This window comes from Pseudomonas sp. PL-6, assembly GCF_054110165.1.
Genome location: NZ_CM134189.1, coordinates 468678 through 486274, shown reverse-complemented (window position 1 = coordinate 486274; position 17597 = coordinate 468678). Strand labels below are relative to the sequence as shown.

General features: G+C 69.3%; 19 protein-coding genes. 8 read left to right on the top strand and 11 right to left on the bottom strand.

All coding sequences use genetic code 11. The annotated features are described in order from the left end of the window. Nucleotides 1-68 precede the first annotated feature (68 nt). Genes hisI through ACW9UL_RS02185 form a run of 6 tightly spaced genes read left to right on the top strand, consistent with a single transcriptional unit; the run spans nucleotide 69 to nucleotide 2890 of the window. A complete protein-coding gene (hisI, locus tag ACW9UL_RS02210; protein WP_457788709.1) occupies nucleotides 69-470 on the top strand; it encodes a phosphoribosyl-AMP cyclohydrolase in 402 nt (133 codons plus the stop codon). After that, a complete protein-coding gene (locus tag ACW9UL_RS02205; protein WP_021441806.1) occupies nucleotides 463-795 on the top strand; it encodes a phosphoribosyl-ATP diphosphatase in 333 nt (110 codons plus the stop codon). The genes hisI and ACW9UL_RS02205 overlap by 8 nt, the downstream gene beginning before the upstream one ends. Before the next feature lie 27 nt (nucleotides 796-822). Further along, nucleotides 823-1056 carry a twin-arginine translocase TatA/TatE family subunit gene (gene tatA, locus ACW9UL_RS02200; RefSeq protein WP_011920744.1) on the top strand — a complete coding sequence of 78 codons (234 nt, stop codon included), beginning with the start codon at nucleotides 823-825 and terminating at the stop codon, nucleotides 1054-1056. A 3-nt stretch (nucleotides 1057-1059) separates the two neighbouring features. Beyond that, nucleotides 1060-1389 carry a Sec-independent protein translocase protein TatB gene (gene tatB / locus ACW9UL_RS02195; protein WP_457788708.1) on the top strand — a complete coding sequence of 110 codons (330 nt, stop codon included), beginning with the start codon at nucleotides 1060-1062 and terminating at the stop codon, nucleotides 1387-1389. Further along, nucleotides 1386-2183, top strand: a complete 798-nt coding sequence (gene tatC, locus ACW9UL_RS02190; RefSeq protein WP_122109235.1) for a twin-arginine translocase subunit TatC — start codon at nucleotides 1386-1388, stop codon at nucleotides 2181-2183. Before tatB ends, tatC begins: the two co-directional genes overlap by 4 nt. Then, entirely contained in the window at nucleotides 2180-2890 is a 711-nt protein-coding gene (locus tag ACW9UL_RS02185) for a 16S rRNA (uracil(1498)-N(3))-methyltransferase (protein ID WP_397495824.1), read from the top strand. The genes tatC and ACW9UL_RS02185 overlap by 4 nt, the downstream gene beginning before the upstream one ends. A gap of 31 nt (nucleotides 2891-2921) precedes the next feature. Here ACW9UL_RS02185 and ACW9UL_RS02180 read toward each other — a convergent pair whose 3' ends face one another. Continuing rightward, a complete protein-coding gene (locus ACW9UL_RS02180) occupies nucleotides 2922-3497 on the bottom strand; it encodes a TetR/AcrR family transcriptional regulator (RefSeq protein ID WP_397495823.1) in 576 nt (191 codons plus the stop codon). Between the two features lie 86 nt (nucleotides 3498-3583). Between ACW9UL_RS02180 and ACW9UL_RS02175 the strand changes: the two genes are divergently transcribed. Further along, complete coding sequence (locus ACW9UL_RS02175; RefSeq protein WP_397495822.1) at nucleotides 3584-4081, top strand: DoxX family protein; 498 nt, start codon at nucleotides 3584-3586, stop codon at nucleotides 4079-4081. Here the strand turns inward: ACW9UL_RS02175 and dtd are convergent. Together dtd and pip are read right to left on the bottom strand one after the other, a co-directional pair. Next, complete coding sequence (gene dtd / locus ACW9UL_RS02170) at nucleotides 4044-4481, bottom strand: D-aminoacyl-tRNA deacylase (protein ID WP_457788707.1); 438 nt, start codon at nucleotides 4479-4481, stop codon at nucleotides 4044-4046. The genes ACW9UL_RS02175 and dtd overlap by 38 nt on opposite strands. Beyond that, entirely contained in the window at nucleotides 4478-5449 is a 972-nt protein-coding gene (gene pip, locus ACW9UL_RS02165) for a prolyl aminopeptidase (protein ID WP_122109238.1), read from the bottom strand. Before pip ends, dtd begins: the two co-directional genes overlap by 4 nt. An 81-nt stretch (nucleotides 5450-5530) precedes the next feature. Between pip and ACW9UL_RS02160 the strand changes: the two genes are divergently transcribed. Beyond that, nucleotides 5531-5968 (top strand): hypothetical protein, encoded by a 438-nt coding sequence (locus tag ACW9UL_RS02160; RefSeq protein ID WP_021441798.1) that lies wholly within the window; start codon nucleotides 5531-5533, stop codon nucleotides 5966-5968. 12 nt (nucleotides 5969-5980) lie between these two features. On the opposite strand, the gene ACW9UL_RS02155 is transcribed toward ACW9UL_RS02160, so the two are convergent. The 8 genes from ACW9UL_RS02155 to ACW9UL_RS02120 form a co-directional block, all read right to left on the bottom strand. After that, nucleotides 5981-6523 carry a lipocalin family protein gene (locus ACW9UL_RS02155; RefSeq protein ID WP_021441797.1) on the bottom strand — a complete coding sequence of 181 codons (543 nt, stop codon included), beginning with the start codon at nucleotides 6521-6523 and terminating at the stop codon, nucleotides 5981-5983. Between the two features lie 11 nt (nucleotides 6524-6534). Continuing rightward, on the bottom strand, nucleotides 6535-6786 hold the full coding sequence (gene bamE, locus ACW9UL_RS02150; RefSeq protein ID WP_021441796.1) for an outer membrane protein assembly factor BamE domain-containing protein: 252 nt from the start codon (nucleotides 6784-6786) through the stop codon (nucleotides 6535-6537). Nucleotides 6787-6856: 70 nt separating this feature from the next. Continuing rightward, nucleotides 6857-7459 carry a DUF924 family protein gene (locus ACW9UL_RS02145; protein ID WP_457788706.1) on the bottom strand — a complete coding sequence of 201 codons (603 nt, stop codon included), beginning with the start codon at nucleotides 7457-7459 and terminating at the stop codon, nucleotides 6857-6859. A gap of 4 nt (nucleotides 7460-7463) precedes the next feature. Further along, the gene (locus tag ACW9UL_RS02140) at nucleotides 7464-8471 is read right to left on the bottom strand and encodes a class 1 fructose-bisphosphatase (RefSeq protein ID WP_122109241.1); all 1008 of its coding nucleotides are present in this window, start codon (nucleotides 8469-8471) and stop codon (nucleotides 7464-7466) included. 158 nt (nucleotides 8472-8629) lie between these two features. Continuing rightward, a complete protein-coding gene (estP, locus tag ACW9UL_RS02135) occupies nucleotides 8630-10468 on the bottom strand; it encodes an esterase EstP (protein WP_457788705.1) in 1839 nt (612 codons plus the stop codon). 87 nt (nucleotides 10469-10555) lie between these two features. After that, nucleotides 10556-12205: a histidine kinase N-terminal 7TM domain-containing diguanylate cyclase gene (locus tag ACW9UL_RS02130; protein WP_457788704.1), complete on the bottom strand. Its 1650-nt coding sequence runs from the start codon at nucleotides 12203-12205 to the stop codon at nucleotides 10556-10558. A 200-nt stretch (nucleotides 12206-12405) separates the two neighbouring features. Beyond that, nucleotides 12406-13746 (bottom strand): DUF3999 domain-containing protein, encoded by a 1341-nt coding sequence (locus tag ACW9UL_RS02125; RefSeq protein ID WP_457788703.1) that lies wholly within the window; start codon nucleotides 13744-13746, stop codon nucleotides 12406-12408. Further along, entirely contained in the window at nucleotides 13746-17384 is a 3639-nt protein-coding gene (locus tag ACW9UL_RS02120) for a DUF2339 domain-containing protein (RefSeq protein ID WP_457788702.1), read from the bottom strand. The genes ACW9UL_RS02125 and ACW9UL_RS02120 overlap by 1 nt, the downstream gene beginning before the upstream one ends. Nucleotides 17385-17597 lie beyond the last annotated feature (213 nt).

Here is a 17597-nt window from a genome sequence, read left to right as displayed (position 1 = left end):
CGGCCGCCGCACTGGCACACTTGGCGTATTGACGGGCCGCGGCCCGGCGCAGCAGACACGGAATCCCGATGAACGATTGGCTCGACGAAATCCACTGGAACGAAGACGGCCTGGTCCCGGCCATCGCCCAGGATCACCAGAGCGGCCGCATCCTGATGATGGCCTGGATGAACCGCGAATCCCTCGCCCTGACCGTGAGTGAGCAGCGCGCCATCTACTGGTCACGCTCGCGCGGCAAGCTGTGGCGCAAGGGCGAGGAATCCGGCCACGTGCAGAAGCTGCACGAGCTGCGCCTGGACTGCGACGCCGACGTAATCGTGCTGATGGTCGAACAGCTCGGCGGCATCGCCTGCCACACCGGGCGCGAGAGCTGCTTCTACCGCGTCTATGAAAACGGCGGCTGGAAAATCGTCGACGCCGTGCGCAAAGACCCGCACGCCATCTATCACGCAGGACACCGCCATGAGTGACACCCTGAGCCGCCTGGCCGAGGTGCTGGAGGCGCGCAAGGGCGCCGCCCCCGACAGCTCCTACGTCGCCAGCCTGTATCACAAGGGCCTGAACAAGATTCTCGAGAAGCTCGGCGAGGAGTCGGTGGAAACCATCCTCGCCGCCAAGGACGCCGCCGCCAGCGGCGACTGCAGCGACCTGATCTACGAAACCGCCGACCTGTGGTTCCACAGCCTGGTGGTGCTCGCCGCCCTCGGCCAGCACCCGCAGGCCGTGCTGGACGAACTGGAGCGGCGCTTCGGCCTCTCCGGCCACGCGGAAAAAGCCGCGCGACCGCAAAACTGAACAACCTCTCACAACGGAGAACGCATCATGGGATTCGGTGGCATCAGCATCTGGCAACTCCTGATCATCCTGCTCATCGTGGTCATGCTGTTCGGCACCAAGCGCCTGAAGAGCCTGGGCTCGGACCTGGGCGACGCGATCAAGGGCTTCCGCAAGTCGATGGACAACGGCGAAGCCGAGAAACCGGCGGTGGAAGAGCCCAAGGGGCAGACCATCGACGCCCAGGCGCGCAAGGTCGAAGAGCCGGCGAAGAAAGACTGAGCCATGTTCGACGTCGGTTTCAGCGAACTGCTACTGGTGGCCCTGGTCGCCCTGGTGGTGCTCGGCCCCGAGCGCCTGCCCGGCGCGGTGCGCACGGCCGGCCTGTGGATCGGCCGGATCAAGCGCAGCTTCAGCGCGATCAAGGCGGAGGTGGAACGCGAGATCGGTGCCGACGAAATCCGCCGCCAGCTGCATAACGAGCAGATCCTCGAACTGGAGCGAGAAATGAAGGCGATGAAGCAGGAGATCCTCGACCCTGCCGCCAAGCCTGCCAGCGAGCCCGCCAAGCCAGAGCCGGCGCCCACCAGCCAGGACACCCCACGCCAGCCATGAGCCGACACCCGGACGCCGACCAGGAAATGCCCCTGGTCTCGCACCTGACCGAGCTGCGCGCGCGCCTGTTGCGCTGCGTGGTGATCATCCTGCTGATCTTCGCCGGGCTGTTCTACTTCGCCCAGGACATCTACGCCCTGGTCGCCGCGCCGCTGCGCGCCTACCTGCCGGAAGGCGCGACGATGATCGCCACCGGCGTCGCCTCGCCCTTCCTCACGCCGTTCAAGCTGACCCTGATGTGCGCGCTGTTTCTCGGCATGCCGGTGATCCTGCATCAGGCCTGGGGCTTCATCGCGCCGGGGCTGTACAGCCACGAGAAGCGCATCGCCGTGCCGCTGCTGATTTCCAGCATCCTGCTGTTCTACGCCGGCATGGCCTTCGCCTACTTCGTGGTGTTCCCGATCATGTTCGGCTTCTTCGCCAGCGTGACCCCGGAAGGGGTGGCGATGATGACCGACATCGGCCAGTACCTGGACTTCGTGCTCACCCTGTTCTTCGCCTTCGGCGTGGCCTTCGAGATTCCCATCGCCACCTTCCTGGTGATCTGGGTCGGCATCGTCGACGTCGCCACCCTGCGCAAGAGCCGCCCCTATGTGATAGTCGGCTGCTTCGTGGTCGGCATGGTGCTGACCCCGCCGGACGTGTTCTCGCAGACTCTGCTGGCGGTGCCGATGTGGCTGCTGTTCGAGGCCGGCGTGCTGGCCGGCAGCCTGGTCAAGCAGCGCAGCGAAGCCCAGGCCGACGCCGAGGACGAGGCCAAGCCCGAAGACCAGCCGCCCGCGCCGCTGCCGTGAACCTGCTGCTGCTGGAGGACGCCGACTTCATCGGCGCCGACCGTGCCCGCCTGACCGGCCGCCGTCTCAAGCACCTGCACGAAGTACACCGCGCCGCCGCTGGCGACCGCCTGCGCGTCGGCCGCCTCGGCGGGCAGATGGGCGAGGGCCGGCTGCTGGCCCTGGACGATGAGCACGCCGAACTGCAGGTTGCCCTCACCCAGGCGCCGCCGGCCAAGCTGCCGCTGACTCTGGTACTGGCCCTGCCCAGGCCGAAGATGCTCAAGCGCGTGCTACAGACCATTGCCGCCATGGGCGTGCCGCGCCTGGTGCTGGTCAACAGCTACCGGGTGGAAAAGAGCTTCTGGCAGACCCCCTTCCTCGAACCCGAAGCCATCCGCGAGCAACTGATCCTCGGCCTGGAGCAGGCGCGCGACACCCGGCTGCCCGAGGTGCTGATCGAAAAGCGCTTCAAGCCCTTCGTCGAGGATCGTCTGCCTCTGCTTGCCGCCGGCACGCTCGGCCTGGTCGGCCATCCCGGCGACCATCCGCCCTGCCCGCGCGCGGTTTCAGGCCCGGTGACCCTGGCCATAGGCCCGGAAGGCGGCTGGATCCCCTACGAGGTGGCGCTGCTGGGCCAGGCCGCGGGCCTGCAACCGGTGCAACTCGGCGAGCGCATCCTGCGGGTGGAAACGGCGGTACCGGCGCTGCTGGCGCGGCTGTTCTGAACCCGCGCCCATCCCGAATGATCGCGACAGGCTAGGCGCCCCCCAATCCGGCGACGAACAACCCGGTCACCGCCTGGGCGGCGGCCTCTGCGTCCTGTCCGGGTAGCTGGTCGTCCAGCAGCAGTTGCGCCAGCCCATGCACCAGGCTCCAGGCCGCCAGGCTGGCGGTCGCCAGGTCCTGGCCTGGCGCCACGGCCTGCACGCTGGCCCCGAGCTGGCGGTAGAGGGCTTGCGCCGCCTGCTGCAACTGCGGGTAGCGCCGTTTGTCTGCCACGCCGCCGAACATCAGGGCGAAACGCCCCGGCTGCTCCAGGGCGAAGGCCACGTAGCACTGCCCCAATGCCTGCAGGCGCGATGCCGGCAGCAGCGCCATGCGCCGACTCAGTTCGGCGAACCCCTCGGCGGCCAGCGCTGCCAGCAAGGCATCGCGATCGGCAAAATGCCGATAGGGCGCGTTATGCGAAACCCCGGCCCGGCGCGCCACCTCGCGCAAGCTGATCGCAGCCGCGCCACCCTCGTCCAGCAGCTCGCCGGCCGCCGCCAGCAGAGCGCAGCGCAAATCGCCATGGTGATAGGCGCGAACGCCCTCTTCTTCACATGTTGACACCAGCAACATCCCCTCTAATATGTTGGCAACGCCCACATCATGCCCACAGCGGGCAACGGGCACCAGCTCCGCTCGGAGGAACCCTCATGCTATTCGTTGCCCTGTTGCTGGTTTTCAGCCTGCTCGCCGCAGTACCCGTGCGCCTGGGTCTCCCCGGACCGACAAGCTGGCCGACGCGAATGCGCCTGGCCCTGGCATTGGCCCTGCTGCTGATCGGCGTGGATCACTGGCTGACTCCGGCACGCTACCTGGCGATGATGCCGCCCTACCTGCCCTGGCACCTGGAGCTGGTACTGCTGACCGGCACCTGCGAGATCGCTGGCGCACTCGGCCTGCTCTGGCCGCGCACGCGCAGGCTGGCGGGGGGACTGCTGGCGCTGTACTTCGTCTGCGTGTTTCCGGCCAACCTGCACAACGCCCTGCATGGCCTGCAGGTCGACGGCCTGCCCAGCGTGCAGTGGTACTACTGGCTGCGCCTGCCGTTCCAGCCGCTGATCATCCTCTGGACGCTGTATGCCGCCGAGTGGCTGCACTGGCCGCAGCCGTTCAGCTCTCGAGGAGAAAGGTCACCGGCCCATCGTTGACCAGATGCACCTGCATCGCGGCGCCGAAGCGGCCGCTGGCGACCTGCGCATGCTGCGCCCGCGCCTGTTCGAGCAGCAGCTCGAACAGGGCCTGGCCCTGGGCCGGCGCTGCGGCGCTGGAGAAACTCGGGCGCAGGCCGCTCTTGGTGTCGGCGGCCAGGGTGAACTGCGATACCAGCAGCAGGCCGCCCTGCACGTCCGTCAGCGACAGGTTCATCTTGCCGGCCTCGTCGCCGAACACCCGGTAGTTGAGCAGCTTGTGCAACAGCTTGGCGACGCTGGCGGCATCGTCCTGCGGCTCGACGCCGACCAGCGCCAGCAGGCCCCGGTCGATGGCGCCGACCACCTCGCCCGCCACTTCCACCCGCGCGGCGCTGACGCGCTGGATCAGCGCCTTCATGCTTCGTCCGGGGCCAGGTCGAGCAGGCGCCGGGCCATCTGCTCGGCGGCGCGCACCAGGGCGTCGGTGATGCCCGGCTCGGCCGCCGAGTGGCCGGCGTCGCGGATGATCTGCAGCTCGCTGTTGGGCCAGGCCTGGTGCAGCGCCCAGGCGTTGTCCAGCGGGCAGATGGCGTCGTAGCGACCGTGCACGATGATGCCCGGCAGGTGGGCGATCTTCGGCATGTCGCGCAGCAGCTGATCGGGCTCGAGGAAGGCCTGGTTGACGAAGTAATGGCACTCGATGCGGGCGATCGACAGCGCGCGGTGGGCCTCGCTGAAGCGCTCGACCACCTGCGGGTTGGGGCGCAGGGTAGCGGTGCGCCCCTCCCAGGTCGACCAGGCCTTGGCCGCGTGCATCTGGGCGATCTGGTCGGCGCCGGTGAGGCGCTTGTAGAAGGCCTGCATCAGGTCGCCGCGCTCCTCCGCCGGGATCGGCGCGAGGTAGTCCTCCCAGTAGTCGGGGAACAGGCGGCTGGCGCCCTCCTGATAGAACCAGTGGAACTCCTGCGGCCGGCACAGGAAGATGCCGCGCAGGATCAGCCCGTGCACCCGCTGCGGATGCGCCTGGGCGTAGGCCAGCGCCAGGGTCGAGCCCCAGGAGCCGCCGAACAGCACGAACTTGTCTATCCCCAGGTGCTCGCGGATACGTTCGATATCGCCGATCAGCGCCTGGGTGCTGTTGCCCTCCAGGCTCGCGTGCGGCGTCGAGCGGCCGCAGCCGCGCTGGTCGAAGGTGACGATGCGGTAGTGGTTGGGATCGAAGTAGCGGCGGCTGGCAGCATCGCAACCGGCGCCGGGCCCGCCATGGATGAACAGCACCGGCAACCCGTCCGCCGACCCGCTCTCGTCCACGTAGAGGACATGAGGCGGCTCGACCGCCAGCTCGTGGCGGGCGTAGGGTTTGATCTCCGGATACAAAGTCTGCATGGTGGGGCTCCTGGCTCGATGGGCTACAACTGCCGTGTTCCGCTCTGCCGGGCATCATAACCATGAAAAAGGAGTTTCAGCATGCCGATACGCGTTCCGACCTGGCCCCTGGCGCTGTTTTTCGCCCTGCTGCTGGGCGGTTGTGGCGGCAAGGACGACCCGCAGGCGGCGCTGGAAGCGGCCGTGCAGCAGTTGCAGGACAATATCGAAGCCAAGGACACCGGCGCGGTGATGGCGCAGCTGCACCCCGACTTCCTCGCCCGCCAGGAACTGGACCGCGAGTGGGCCAAGCGCACCATGACCCTGCTGTTCCTGCGCCACAAGAACATCCAGGTGATCGCCCTGGGCAAGAACAGCTGGATCGATGCCGCGATCGCCAGCAAGGGTCATACCCAGGCCCAGGTCGGCCTGAGCGGCGCCGAGGGCTTGATCCCCGACAGCGCGCGGCACTATGCGGTGCAGCTGGAATGGTGGCTGGAAGATGACCAATGGAGGCTGGCGCGGCTGGACTGGGAGTAGCCCGGCAGGCCCCTAGTCGGCCTGGCGCCAGATCAGCTCGGCGGTGTCGTAACCCTGCTCGCGCGCCACGGCGAGCAGCTTGTCGCGGGTGGCGGCGTCCACTTGCGGGGTGCGCGACAGCAGCCAGAGGTAGTCGCGCTCGGGATGGCCGACCAGCGCGACGCGGTAGTCGTCATCGCGGTACAGCACCCAGTAGTCGCCCTTGATCGGCAGCAGCTTGCTGGCCCAGTTGTCGAAGCGCACCCAGAGCTTGTCGGTACGGCCCTCGACTTGCGCTTCGGCAACGCCCCGAACCTCCTGCCACTCGCCGTCGTCATCACGGCAGCGGTTGGTCACCTCGATACGGCCGTCGTCACGCAGGCGGTAATGCGCCTCGGACTGCACGCAATTGCGCTGGAAGAACATCGGCAGCCGCGCCAGCTCGTACCAGGTGCCCTGGTAGCGCTGCAGGTCGACCTGCATGGTTTGCGGCGGCTCCGGAGGAATGTGGCCGGTGCCCGAGTTGGCACAACCGACGAGCGCGAGCAGCGCGCTGGCAAGCATGATCGAACGCATGCTGACTCCCTTTACTTGAGGCCCTTGCCGGAGAACATCAGCACCTTGTCGCCGGCGTACTGCACGCTGATGAAGCTCTTGTCGTCGCCCCAGGTGCAGCTGGACATGCCCAGGGCACCGGCGCACTCGCCCGGCGCGCCGAGCAGGCTTTCCACCTCGTCCTTGCTCATGCCGGCCTTGAGCTTGGCGTAGTTTTCCTGGTTGACCTTGCTGCAGGCGGCCAGCAGGCAGCAGGCGAGCAGCGCGACGACACGCATCGACATGGATGAAACTCCTGGAGGACATGGACGCGACAAGCTTGGCATAGCAGGCCGCAACGTGCCCAATTGGAGTTCAGAAACGTGAGCCGGGTTCCCGCAGGAAGGCCTGCTCTTCGTCGCTCGAAACGCGGCCGAGGATGAGGTTGCGATGGGGGAAGCGGCCGAAGCGCGCGATTACCCGCCGATGGCGCTCGGCGAAGTCGAGAAAACCGGCGAACAGGCTGCGCTCGTCCGCAGCCGCCTGCTCGTGCAAGCCGCGAAACAACTCGACGGCGCGATCCTGCAGGGCCAGGTCCTCGGCATGTTCGAAGACGATATAGGCAAAGACCCGCTCGATAAGCGTCAACTGGCGATCCAGGCCCTGTTCAAGCCCTTGCTGCAGCAGCGCCCGGGCCAGCGGGTCGCCGGCGAAGGCGCGCGGGGTGTCGCGAAAGATCATCCGCGGCAGCTGGTCGAGCAGGATCAGCCTGGCCAGCCAGCCCGGCGCCGTGGCCTGCCAGCCCTGCAGCTCGCCGGCCAGGGCCTGTTCGACCAGCGCGGCGAAGCGCTCGCGGGCCTCTTCGTCCTGGCTGTCACGCTTGCCGAACCACAGCCCCTGGCGCGCCGCCGCCACCTCGCCGGCGCTGCCGGGGGCCGCGCCGAACCACCAGTCGAGCAACGGCTGCCAGGGCTGCACGGGATCAGCCGCGGTGGTAGGCGGTGACGCGCAGCACTTCTTCCTTCGAGCCGAGGAACACCGCCACGCGCTGGTGCAGGGATTCCGGCTGGATGTCGAGGATGCGCTGGGTGCCGTTGGTGGCAGCGCCGCCGGCCTGCTCGATGATCATCGACATCGGGTTGGCCTCGTACATCAGGCGCAGCTTGCCGGGCTTTTCCGGCTCGCGGGCGTCGCGCGGGTACATGAACACGCCGCCGCGGGTGAGGATGCGGTGCACGTCGGCCACCATCGAGGCGATCCAGCGCATGTTGTAGTTCTTGCCCAGCGGCCCGGTCTCGCCGGCCAGCAGCTCGGACACGTAACGCTGCACCGGGGCTTCCCAGTGGCGCTGGTTGGACATGTTGATGGCGAACTCCTTGGTCGCCTCCGGCACCCGGATGTTGTCGTGGGTGAGCACGAAGGAGCCCAGCTCGCGGTCCAGGGTGAAGCCCTTGACGCCGTCGCCCAGGGTCAGCATCAGCATGGTCTGCGGGCCGTAGATGGCGTAGCCGGCGGCCACCTGCTGGGTGCCCGGCTGGAGGAAGGCATCCTCGCCGAGGTCGCCGGTGTCGCCGTTGCGATCCGGGCAGCGCAGCACCGAGAAGATGGTGCCGACCGAGACGTTGACGTCGATGTTGCTGGAGCCATCCAGCGGGTCGAACACCAGCAGGTAGGCGCCCTTGGGGTACTTGCCGGGAATCTGGTAGGCGTTGTCCATTTCCTCGGAGGCCATGCCGGCCAGGTGGCCGCCCCACTCGTTGGCTTCCAGGAGGATCTCGTTGGACAGCACGTCGAGCTTCTTCTGCACCTCGCCCTGCACGTTCTCGCTGTCGAGGCTACCCAACACGCCGCCGAGGGCGCCCTTGGACACCTGATGGCTGATCGCCTTGCAGGCACGCGCCACGACTTCGATGAGGAAACGCAGATCGGCCGGGGTGTTGTGGCTGCGAGTCTGCTCGATCAGGTAGCGGCTCAGGGTGACGCGGGACATGGACGGCTCCGGAAAGGGAAAAAATCGCGCGCAGTTTAACCCGTTCGCGGCGCGGCCGCCTCCCCGCGGCCGCGGCGAAAGCCGAGAAACTGACGGAACGTGCAGCTGGCCATATGCCCGCGCGCGCCGCCGGCGCGCGCGGGCAGCGGCGGGAGCGACTAGAGATCCAGCGACAGCGCCAGGTTCAGGCCGTGCTGGACTTCGTCGTCGGCATGCCGGTAGCTGTAGCTGCCGCGCAACGACAGGCCATTGCCCAGGCTGTGGCTGACGCCCAGGTGACCGCGCAGGCTGCGATCGTCCGGCTGATAACCGGGCAGCTCGAAGTCGATCCCCGGCAGACTGTTGAGGCTCATGCGCACCTCGCTGGCGTCGTCCTCGTATTCGCGCTCCATGGCCAACTCGCCGAACAGGCGGGTCTGCGGCGTCAGGTCGTACAGCCCCTGGAAGCCGAAGCCGAGGCGCCGGGACTTGCGCTCCTGGTCGTCATAACTCAGTGCCGTGGAGCGCTGGCCGTCCTCGGCATAGCCGTCCACGTCGATATGCACGTAGTCGGCGCTGACGAAGGGGCTCAGGTGCCACTGGCTGCCCGGCTGGGCGATGTCGTAGCCGAAACGACCGCTGAAGGCCCAGAGTTGGCCGTCGGTATCGCCCTTCTCCGAGTTGGTGGACGGCCCGATGGCGAACTGGCGCTTGAGGTCGTGGTAATCCAGGTGACCGGCGCTGGCGGCCAGATCGCCCCACCAGCGGTTGTGCTGGTACTGGGCGAACGCGGTGCCGATGTAGCTGCGCAGGTCGTAGTCGGAATCCGCCGCGCCGGCCTCCAGGCTCTGCTGGTAGAGCCCGGCCGCCAGGCCCAGGCGCCAGGCCTCGTCGAGGCGGTAGCTGGCGCCGAAGTTGAGGCTGTAGCCGTTGCCATCGGCATCGCCGCCGTGTAGGTCGTAATCCAGGCGCTGGCCGCCGCCGTTGACGAAGGTGCGCCACTGGCCGACGCCTTGCCAGGCCTCCCAGTCGGCCAACCACTGGGCGCGCAGCTGATCCTGATGGCCGCGCAGGGTGCCCAGGGCCATCTCCGGCAGCAGGGTCAGCTCCCAGGGCGCGGCGAGCAGCGAATAGGCGTAGTCGGCGATCAGCCGCTGGCCGGCGATGGTCGGGTGCACGCTGTCGTTGAACAGCAGCTTGGTCGGATCGGGATTGCTGCCGTTGAGGCCATAGATCGGGTTGGGATTGCTGCAACCGTCGAAGCAGGTGCCGATCACCGTGTCGCGATCGGCGACCAGGCCGTAACGCCCCGGATCGCTGAGGATCTCGGCGAGATTGAGCGGGATGTTCAGCGGAATCACGTTGGCATCGACCGTGGCCAGCTGCAGCACCAGCTCGTCGTTGAAGTCGGCGCCGAGCGAGGTCACCAGATCCTGCAGGCCGCCGCCGAAGAAGTTCGGCGTCAGGCCGATGTCCGGCAGCAACCAGACCATGATGTAGCGCGCCCCGGCCTGCTGCAGCGTTTCCACGCTGTCGACCAGACGCCCCGCGGCAGCCTGGGCGCTGGCGGTGTCGACCACGCGGAACTGGAGGAAGTCGTTGCCGCCGCCGGTCAGGTAGTACAGCGCGTTGGGGTCGGCACGCCCGCCGGTGGAGGCCAGATAACCGCCGGGGCCGCTGATGGTGCCGAGAATCTCGTCGGTGCGGTAACCGCCGACCGCCCAGTTGTTGCCGCCCTCGGTCGAGTTGGCCGGGCCCAGGCCGCCGAGGCCGAGCGCATCGCCCAGCAACATGGGCGCCACCGGACCAAAGATTTCGCCGCTGCCATCCTGGTAGGTCGGCCCGACGCGGTTGGTGAAACGGGTGGTGGCGCCCGCGGGGCCATCGGGGTCGGCGAACCAGCCGGCATCGCTGAGGCTGTCGCCGAATACATAAAGGCCGCTGTAGGGCGCGGCACAAAGCGGGGTGGCACTGGCCAGCAGGCAGGCGGCCGCCAGCGGGGTTAGAAGGCGTTTCATGGCGAGTCCTTATTGTTGTTGGTATGAACTGCCCAGCAAATGTAGCGACTGTTGCGGCGAAAAACACCTATCCGGCGGCGATTGCACTCAGCCGGTGGCGGCCAGCTGCACCCGGTTGCGGCCGTTGCGCTTGGCCGTGTAGAGCGCCACGTCGGCGGCCTGCAGCAGGCCATCGAGCCCTTCGCCATGGTCCGGCCACAGGGCGATGCCGGCGGACAGGGTTACCGGCAGCGCGCCGATGCGCGTCGGTTGACCGATCTGCGCCAGTTGCGCGCGCAGCGACTCCATCCGGCTGGTCGCGGCCGCCGCATCCAGCCCCGGCAGAATCAGCAGGAACTCCTCGCCGCCGATGCGGAACACCGCGTCGGTGCTGCGCAGGTTGTCCAGCAGGTGCTGGGCCACCGACTTGAGCACGTCGTCGCCGACCAGGTGGCCGCATTCGTCGTTGAGCCGCTTGAAGTGGTCGAGGTCGATCAGCGCCACGGCCAGCGGCACCTGCTCGCGCTGGGCGCGGGACAGTTCGCGGGCGAAGAACTCGTCCAGGTAGCGACGGTTGTACAGCCCGGTGAGCGGATCGCACAGGGCCTGCTCGCGCAACTGCTCGTGCAGGCTGCTGATGGTGCGCAGGCGCTCCTCGCTGAGGGCCAGGGCCTCGGCCAGCTTGAGCTCGCTGAGCTGGCGCTGGGTGACGTCGCGCACGTAGAGCATATGGCCGAGCAGCACCGGGCCGTGGCGGGTGGCGCGCTCGATGGCGCGCACGCGCACCTCGTAGTAGCGCGCCGCGCTGGTCAGGGTCAGCGGCAAGCTCGGGTCGGCGCCGGCCTGTTCATCGAGCAGCTGCTGCAGGTCGGCGCCGAACACCGGCCAGTCGCCCAGCTCGCGCCCCTGCCAGCCCTGCTGCAGGCCGGCCAGCTTGAGCGCCGCCGGATTGGCCTCGATCACCCGCCCACGCGGGTCGACCACCAGCACCGGGTCGAGCAGCGCCTCGAGCAGCAGGTGACGGGCCACCGGCAGCAGGTCGAACAAGCGCACGCCGACGATCAGCCAAGAGAAAGCCCCCAGGGTGAAGGCGAAGCTGAAGGGCGTGGGATCGAAGCCGAACAGGGTCCAGCCGAACACCACGTAGCCGACGTTGGCCACCCAGGGCACCGCGGTGACCAGCACGAACGCCAGGTAGTGACGGCGGTGCAGACCCTGGCTGAGCGCCGCGGCGCGGGTCACCACGCCCATGCAGAAGGCCATGAACAGGTAGACGTAGACCGCCGTGGCGTAGAACAGCGGCCCGTGCTGATAGCGCACCGGCGCCCCCGGGCTGGCGTCGATCGGCGCGCTGCCGGCGCCGTAGAACAGGCCGTGCCAGGGATTGCTCAGGGCCAGGGCCCAGACCAGCAGCGGCACCAGGCTCAGCCCCAGGATGCTGCGGCGCGCCAGCGGCGTGCGCATGCTGTTGACGTATTGCCAGAGGAACACCGCCCAGAAGGTCGGCGTGGAGACGATGCCCGGCCAGGCCATGCTGGCCCAGAACATCTTGCATTCGGCGGCGAAAAAGCTCATCTCCAGCGCCGCGGCGGCCATCCACCAGAGGCTGGCCAGGTGCAGCAGGATAAAGCTGTCGCGTCCGGGAAAGTCGCGCTGGCGGGTCACCCAGTGCGCCAGCAGGATCACCCCGAAGCACACCAGCAGGGTCATCAGCACCGGCGGCGACAGGCTCCAGGCAGAGGCCAGGCAGGCCTGCATCAGCACCTTCTCCACAGCGGCTGCAGCGGGGAAACGAACGCCTCGCCGCGCGTTGGGGCGACGGCATACGACAACGGGGCGATGACGCGAATCGAAATACGCAAGGGCCTTCCTGACCTCAACTCCTGGTTCGGCGCAGGGCGCCTAAGATACTGCAAAACCCCTGCTGCAACAGGGGTTTGTTCGCTCCGCACGCACTCTCAGGCGTTTGGCGGACGACGCAGCAGGCTGGCGGCCATCGCTGCCAGCAACCCAACTCCCAGCAGCAGTACAGCCCAAAGTCCGAAGCGCTGCCAGTCGCGTGGCGGCTCGCCGCTCGCCGGCTGCACCTGGCTGGCCAGCTCGCCCAGCTCGGCACGTCCCAATCCGGCCAGACGCTCGGGCTTGTAGCCGGGGATCAGGCTGGCCAGCGGCAGCGCCGCCGACTGCGCGCCGGCGTGGCCCAGCGCCAGCCGGTACGGCGGCTCGCCGCGGGCGAGGAACACCAGCTGGGTCGCGCGCAGCGCCAGCTGCAAACGTGGCGCCGCTTCGCCCAGGCCGCCGCCGCGGGCATCCAGGTGCAGGCGTAACTGCTGCACCGGCCAGCCCGGCAGCGCCAGCTCCTCGTGACGCACCTCGCGGCCGTTCTCCGGCAGGCGGTAGAGCAGGCCGCTGACCAGCGGGCGCCAGGGCCCCTGCTCGCTCGCGCGCGCCTCGAAGCGCAGCGGCGCCAGGGTATTGGCCTGCTCCAGCGGCAGGCGCAGACGCTCCAGCGGCAGGGCCAGCGGCAGCTGCCACTGGTACTGACCGTCGCCAGCGCGCTGCGCCGGCAGCGGCTCGGACCACACCAGCGGCGCCGGCTGATGGTCCTGCCGGCGGCTGCGCAGGGTCACCGCCTCCAGCTGCGGCGCCTGCTGCGGGCTGCGCCAGAGCAGGCGCAGGTAGCGAGCGCGCTGGCCCGGCAGCTCGACCTGGCGCTGGTCGATGCGCTCGGCGGCGAAACTCAGCCGCGCCAGCTGCCCCTCGCCCCAGTCGCGCCAGTGCTGCAGGTCGTCGCTGGCCTCGATGGCGAAGCGCTGAAAGCCCTCCTCGCCGCCGCTCCAGTCAAGGGTCAGGCGCACCAATGGGGCGTCGATGGCGCTGGCGTCGAGCAGCCAGCCGCGCAGTTGCTGGTCCGGTTCGGCAGCGGACTCGCCGCGCAGCTCGATCAGGGTGCCCGTGGTGCTGCGCTCGACCCGCAGCGCCGGCGCCTGCGCGGCATCGGCCCGGCCGTGCAGGGGGAACCAGCGCACGCCGTGTTCCTGCTCGTGCTCCAGGGTCTCGCTGCGCCCGGGAATCAGCGCATAGGCCTGCGCCTGGCCGCCGGCGTCGAACACCCGCAGATCGCGCAGGTCGCCGTGGCGCGCGGCCAGGTGCGCGGCGATGGGCAGCTCGAGGCGATACCAGGGGCCCTCGCCGGACAGCTGCAGCGGCAGCGTCTGGCGGAAGTCCTGCGGGCGCTCGGCGGCCTGTACGGCGCCGCCCAGCAGCAGGGCCAGCAGTAGAAACGGACGGATGCGCATCAGGCGGCGGGCTCCTTGTGGGCCGAGGGTGGTTGCTCGTTGCTGGAAGGTGGTTCGGCCTGGCGCGGCGGCAAGGGGGCGAAATAGCCCACCACCAGCAGCAGCACGCCGACCCCGATAAAGGACACGATGCGCTCCAGGCCGCCGCGGTTACCCAGCTCGACGAACAGCAGCTTGGCCACCACCACGGCGATCAGCGCCGCGCCGACCAGCCACAGTTCGCGGCGTACCCGCAGATGGCCGAAGAGCATCAGCGCCAGGGCGATCAGGGTCCAGACGATGGACAGCCCGGCCTGCACCAGCATCGAGTCGAACAACGCTGACGTCTGCCAGGACACACCGCCCCAGTGATGGGCGCTACGCATCACCATCACCGTCAACAGGGCGAACAGCGACAGCCCCGCCACGCCCTGGGTCAGCTGCAGCGCCCGCGCAGGCTCCAGGCCGAGACGCGGCAGGGCGAAGCGGCCCCAGGCGAACAGGGCGCCCAGGCCCAGCAACAGGCCCAGCTCCAGCGGATTGAGCAGCGGTAGGTAGGCCAGCGGCTCGGCGTCGCCGGCGCTGAGCGCGTTGGCCAGCCAGAACCAGCCCAGCATCAGCAGCGCCAGCGGCGCGGCGGCCAGCAGGCGGTACTCGCGGGCATGCGCCGACAGCGGCCAGGGCCAGGCGCGCGGCAGCGCCATCGCCCACAGGTAGGCGGTGGGCAGCAGCGCCCAGCCCAGCCAGCGCCAGGCGTTGTAGTGCTCGGACAGGCTCAGCAGCAGGTAGCGCAGCTCCAGCGCCAGCACCCCGAGCAGCAGCCAGCAGCCGAGCACGTGCGCCGCGCTCGCCGCCCGGCTTGGCAACAGGGCGCCGAGCCGGCGCAGGACGAGGAAATGCACGGCGAACAGAGCCAACCAGGCCAGCCAGGCGAAGTTCGCCGCCGGGTGATACCAGCCGTGCCAGGCGTGCAGCAGGATCAACCCGCCCAGCGGCGCCAGCAGGCTGCACAGCAGCGCCAGCTCGCGCCACTGGCTGCGCGCGGCGACCAGCCCCCAGAGGGCCACGCTGAGGGTTGCGGAACCGAGCAACAGGGCCGTCTGCAACGCCGGGGCGGCGAAGCGCAGCACCTCGCTGGCCAGCGCCAGGGCCCACCAGGCCGCGCCCCAGACCAGCAGCAGCTGGCCCAGGCGCAGCAGGCTGACGCCGTTCATGCCGCCGGCACCCTCGCGCCGCGCCAGGGCCTGCAGGCGCCAGGCGCCGACCTGCGCGGCCAGGCCGAGCACCGCCGGCGTCCAGAAGCCGGTATGCGCCAGCGGCGTCAGCCCCGCGCCGCTCAGCCCCGCCAGCAGCAGCGGCCCGGCGGCGAGAAAGGCCAGGCCGGCGAACAGCTGCAACGCCAGGCTGAAGTAGAAGGCCACGCGCTGCTGCAGGTACAGCGCCAGCCAGAGGATCAGCAGGCCCGTACCGCCCCACACCGCCGCGGCGGCGACCCAGGGCAGGACGAACAGCACCGCCAGGTTGACGAATGCCAGCCCCGCCAGCAGCACCAGCGACAGCCCGGTCAGCAGCCGGCGGCTGGCGCGTATCTGCGGATCGCGCGCCGCCAGCAGCATGCCGGCGATCAGGCCGAAGCCGAGCAGCGAGGCGGCCAGCAGACCCAGCCAGCCGGCGGCGAAACCGCCGCGACCGAAGGCCGCATCCAGCGCCATCTGGCCGACAAACAGCAGACCGCCCAGCAGTTGAATGGCGAAGGCGCTGAACACGAAGCTGCGCGCACCGATACGCAGCCCCACCAGCAGGGTGGCCAGCCCCGCCAGCGCCCAGGCGATGGCCGTACCCGGCGCGGCCAGCAGCAGCGGCGCGATCAGGTAGACGGAGGCCAGCCCGACAACGCCCAGCCAGGGCAGCAGGCGGTTTTCCCAAGGGCTGGCGGCCTGCGGTGCCCGGCGCAGCTGCCAGTAGCTGAACAGCAACGCCGCAGCCAGCATCAAAGCGCCCAGCGGCGAGCCGTCCAGCAGGCGGCCGTAACCGGCATCCAGGCCATGGAGGAAGGCCAGCGCCGCGCCGAGTTGCAGCAGCAGGGCGAAGGCGCGGGCCAGCGGCCGCCCCTGGCGCAGCCCCAGCCAGAAGATGCCGGCGCCCTCCACCGCCCAGGCCGCGGAGGTCCAGCGCGCGTCCAGGCCCAGGGGAATGGCCAGGCTGGCGAACACCACACCGAGTGCCAGGCAGGTCTCCACCAGTAGCAGCGCGCGATGCCCGGCACGCGCCTTGAGCAGGTGCGCCAGCAGCAGGTAGAACAGACCGAGGCCGAGGGCGCTGAACGCGGCGGCGAACTCGATATGGCGCACCAGCGCCAACTGCAGGCCGAAGCCGATCAGCGGCGGGCCGAACAGCGCGGTGGCGTCGACATAGTCGCCGCGTCGCGCCGACCAGTGCAGCAGCGCGTCGCGCTCCTCGGGGGCGTCGCTCGCCTCGCGCAGCTTGCGCCGGGCGAACAGCAGGCCGATGGCCAGGTACATCAAAAAGAACAGGACCAGGAACGGCTGGGTGCTCCACAACAGCTCCGGCGTGTAGGAGCGCAGGCCCCAGGCGAAACCGATGCCGAAGGTGCCGACGAAGCCGATCAGGTTGAGCAGGCGCCAGGCCTTGAACCAGGCGATGAGGAAGATGCCGGCATTGAGCAGGGCGAAATAGGAGAACAGCGCGACATGGTTGCCGCTGCCGGTGGAAGTCAGGATAGGCGCGGCGAAACCGCCGAGCGCCGCCGCGGCGGCCAGGCCGAGGGCGTTCTGCCGCACGGCAAGGATGGCCGAGCACAGCGTTACCGCCACCAGCAGCCCCAGCGCCATGCCGGGGTCGAGCAATGGATGCAGGCGCATGGCGGCGAATACCGTCAGGTACAGCACGGCGATGCCGGTGCCCTGCAGCACCAGGGCGTAGCCGGGATTGCGCAGGCGCAGCCACCAGCCCAGGCCGAGCAGGGCCAGCGCGCTGGCCGCCACGCCCATATAGCGCAGCTCGACCGGCACCTCGATGCCTTCGGTGGCGTAGCGCAGCAGGAAGGCCAGGCCGAGGAACAGCAGCACCACACCGACCCGCAATACGGTGTTGCCGCCCAGCAGCCAGGCCTTGGCGGCGGCGAAGCCGCGTTCGAGCAGGTTGGGCTCACGCGGCTCGCGGGGTTTCCAGGGGCCGGCCTGGGGCGCCGGAGGCGGCTCCTGCGCGGCTACGGGCGCTGGCGCTTCGACGGGTTGTGGCGGCGGCGCCTCGATTTCCGGCTCCAGCGTCCAGTCCAGCTCCGCCTCTGGCGCCTGCTCGGTTGTGGCCTCGGCCACAAGCGGCTCGAGCGGCGGTTCGGGCTTGAGCTCGGCCGCGACGGGTGAGGCCTGCTCGGCCGGTGGCGGCATCTGCGGTTCGCCCCGCTCGCCCTGCTCCACCCTGAGCAGGCGCTCGTGGATGGCGCTGGTGCCGCGCTCGAAGCGTTCGGCGAAGTCCTTGAGCTGGGCGGCCAGTTGCCCATTGCGCTGCTCCAGGCCGTGCAGGCGCAGCGCCTGGCCCAGACTCAGGCCGAGCAGGCCGCCGAGAATGGCGCCGGTGACGGATTCGCTGACCCCAGCGCCGAGTACCAAGCCGACCAGCATGAAGATCCATTGCATGCAGTGTGTCCCGCTCCGATAAGGAAGTCGCCTCGCATCCCTGGCAGGCCGAGGTGCGCCCAGTATAGGAGGCACGTTCGCCAACACCCAGGGAGACGACTGCCACAGCGGTCACAGGCACAACGCAAAGTAGCCAACTGCCAGCCGGTGCTTCACAAACGCGGCGCGCCCGCTATCATCGCCGCCCCCAACCCGCGCGGCGCAGACCGCCCA

What these genes read in the sequence shown, in the direction of transcription:
- ACW9UL_RS02155 (WP_021441797.1), bottom strand. Translation starts at nt 6,523, where the DNA reads ATGCGTTCGATCATGCTTGCCAGCGCGCTGCTCGCGCTCGTCGGTTGT.
- ACW9UL_RS02160 (WP_021441798.1), top strand. Translation starts at nt 5,531, where the DNA reads ATGCCGATACGCGTTCCGACCTGGCCCCTGGCGCTGTTTTTCGCCCTG.
- tatB (WP_457788708.1), top strand. Translation starts at nt 1,060, where the DNA reads ATGTTCGACGTCGGTTTCAGCGAACTGCTACTGGTGGCCCTGGTCGCC.
- dtd (WP_457788707.1), bottom strand. Translation starts at nt 4,481, where the DNA reads ATGAAGGCGCTGATCCAGCGCGTCAGCGCCGCGCGGGTGGAAGTGGCG.
- ACW9UL_RS02140 (WP_122109241.1), bottom strand. Translation starts at nt 8,471, where the DNA reads ATGTCCCGCGTCACCCTGAGCCGCTACCTGATCGAGCAGACTCGCAGC.
- ACW9UL_RS02205 (WP_021441806.1), top strand. Translation starts at nt 463, where the DNA reads ATGAGTGACACCCTGAGCCGCCTGGCCGAGGTGCTGGAGGCGCGCAAG.
- ACW9UL_RS02130 (WP_457788704.1), bottom strand. Translation starts at nt 12,205, where the DNA reads ATGCAGGCCTGCCTGGCCTCTGCCTGGAGCCTGTCGCCGCCGGTGCTG.
- tatC (WP_122109235.1), top strand. Translation starts at nt 1,386, where the DNA reads ATGAGCCGACACCCGGACGCCGACCAGGAAATGCCCCTGGTCTCGCAC.
- pip (WP_122109238.1), bottom strand. Translation starts at nt 5,449, where the DNA reads ATGCAGACTTTGTATCCGGAGATCAAACCCTACGCCCGCCACGAGCTG.
- ACW9UL_RS02175 (WP_397495822.1), top strand. Translation starts at nt 3,584, where the DNA reads ATGCTATTCGTTGCCCTGTTGCTGGTTTTCAGCCTGCTCGCCGCAGTA.
- ACW9UL_RS02125 (WP_457788703.1), bottom strand. Translation starts at nt 13,746, where the DNA reads ATGCGCATCCGTCCGTTTCTACTGCTGGCCCTGCTGCTGGGCGGCGCC.
- hisI (WP_457788709.1), top strand. Translation starts at nt 69, where the DNA reads ATGAACGATTGGCTCGACGAAATCCACTGGAACGAAGACGGCCTGGTC.
- tatA (WP_011920744.1), top strand. Translation starts at nt 823, where the DNA reads ATGGGATTCGGTGGCATCAGCATCTGGCAACTCCTGATCATCCTGCTC.
- ACW9UL_RS02120 (WP_457788702.1), bottom strand. Translation starts at nt 17,384, where the DNA reads ATGCAATGGATCTTCATGCTGGTCGGCTTGGTACTCGGCGCTGGGGTC.
- estP (WP_457788705.1), bottom strand. Translation starts at nt 10,468, where the DNA reads ATGAAACGCCTTCTAACCCCGCTGGCGGCCGCCTGCCTGCTGGCCAGT.
- bamE (WP_021441796.1), bottom strand. Translation starts at nt 6,786, where the DNA reads ATGTCGATGCGTGTCGTCGCGCTGCTCGCCTGCTGCCTGCTGGCCGCC.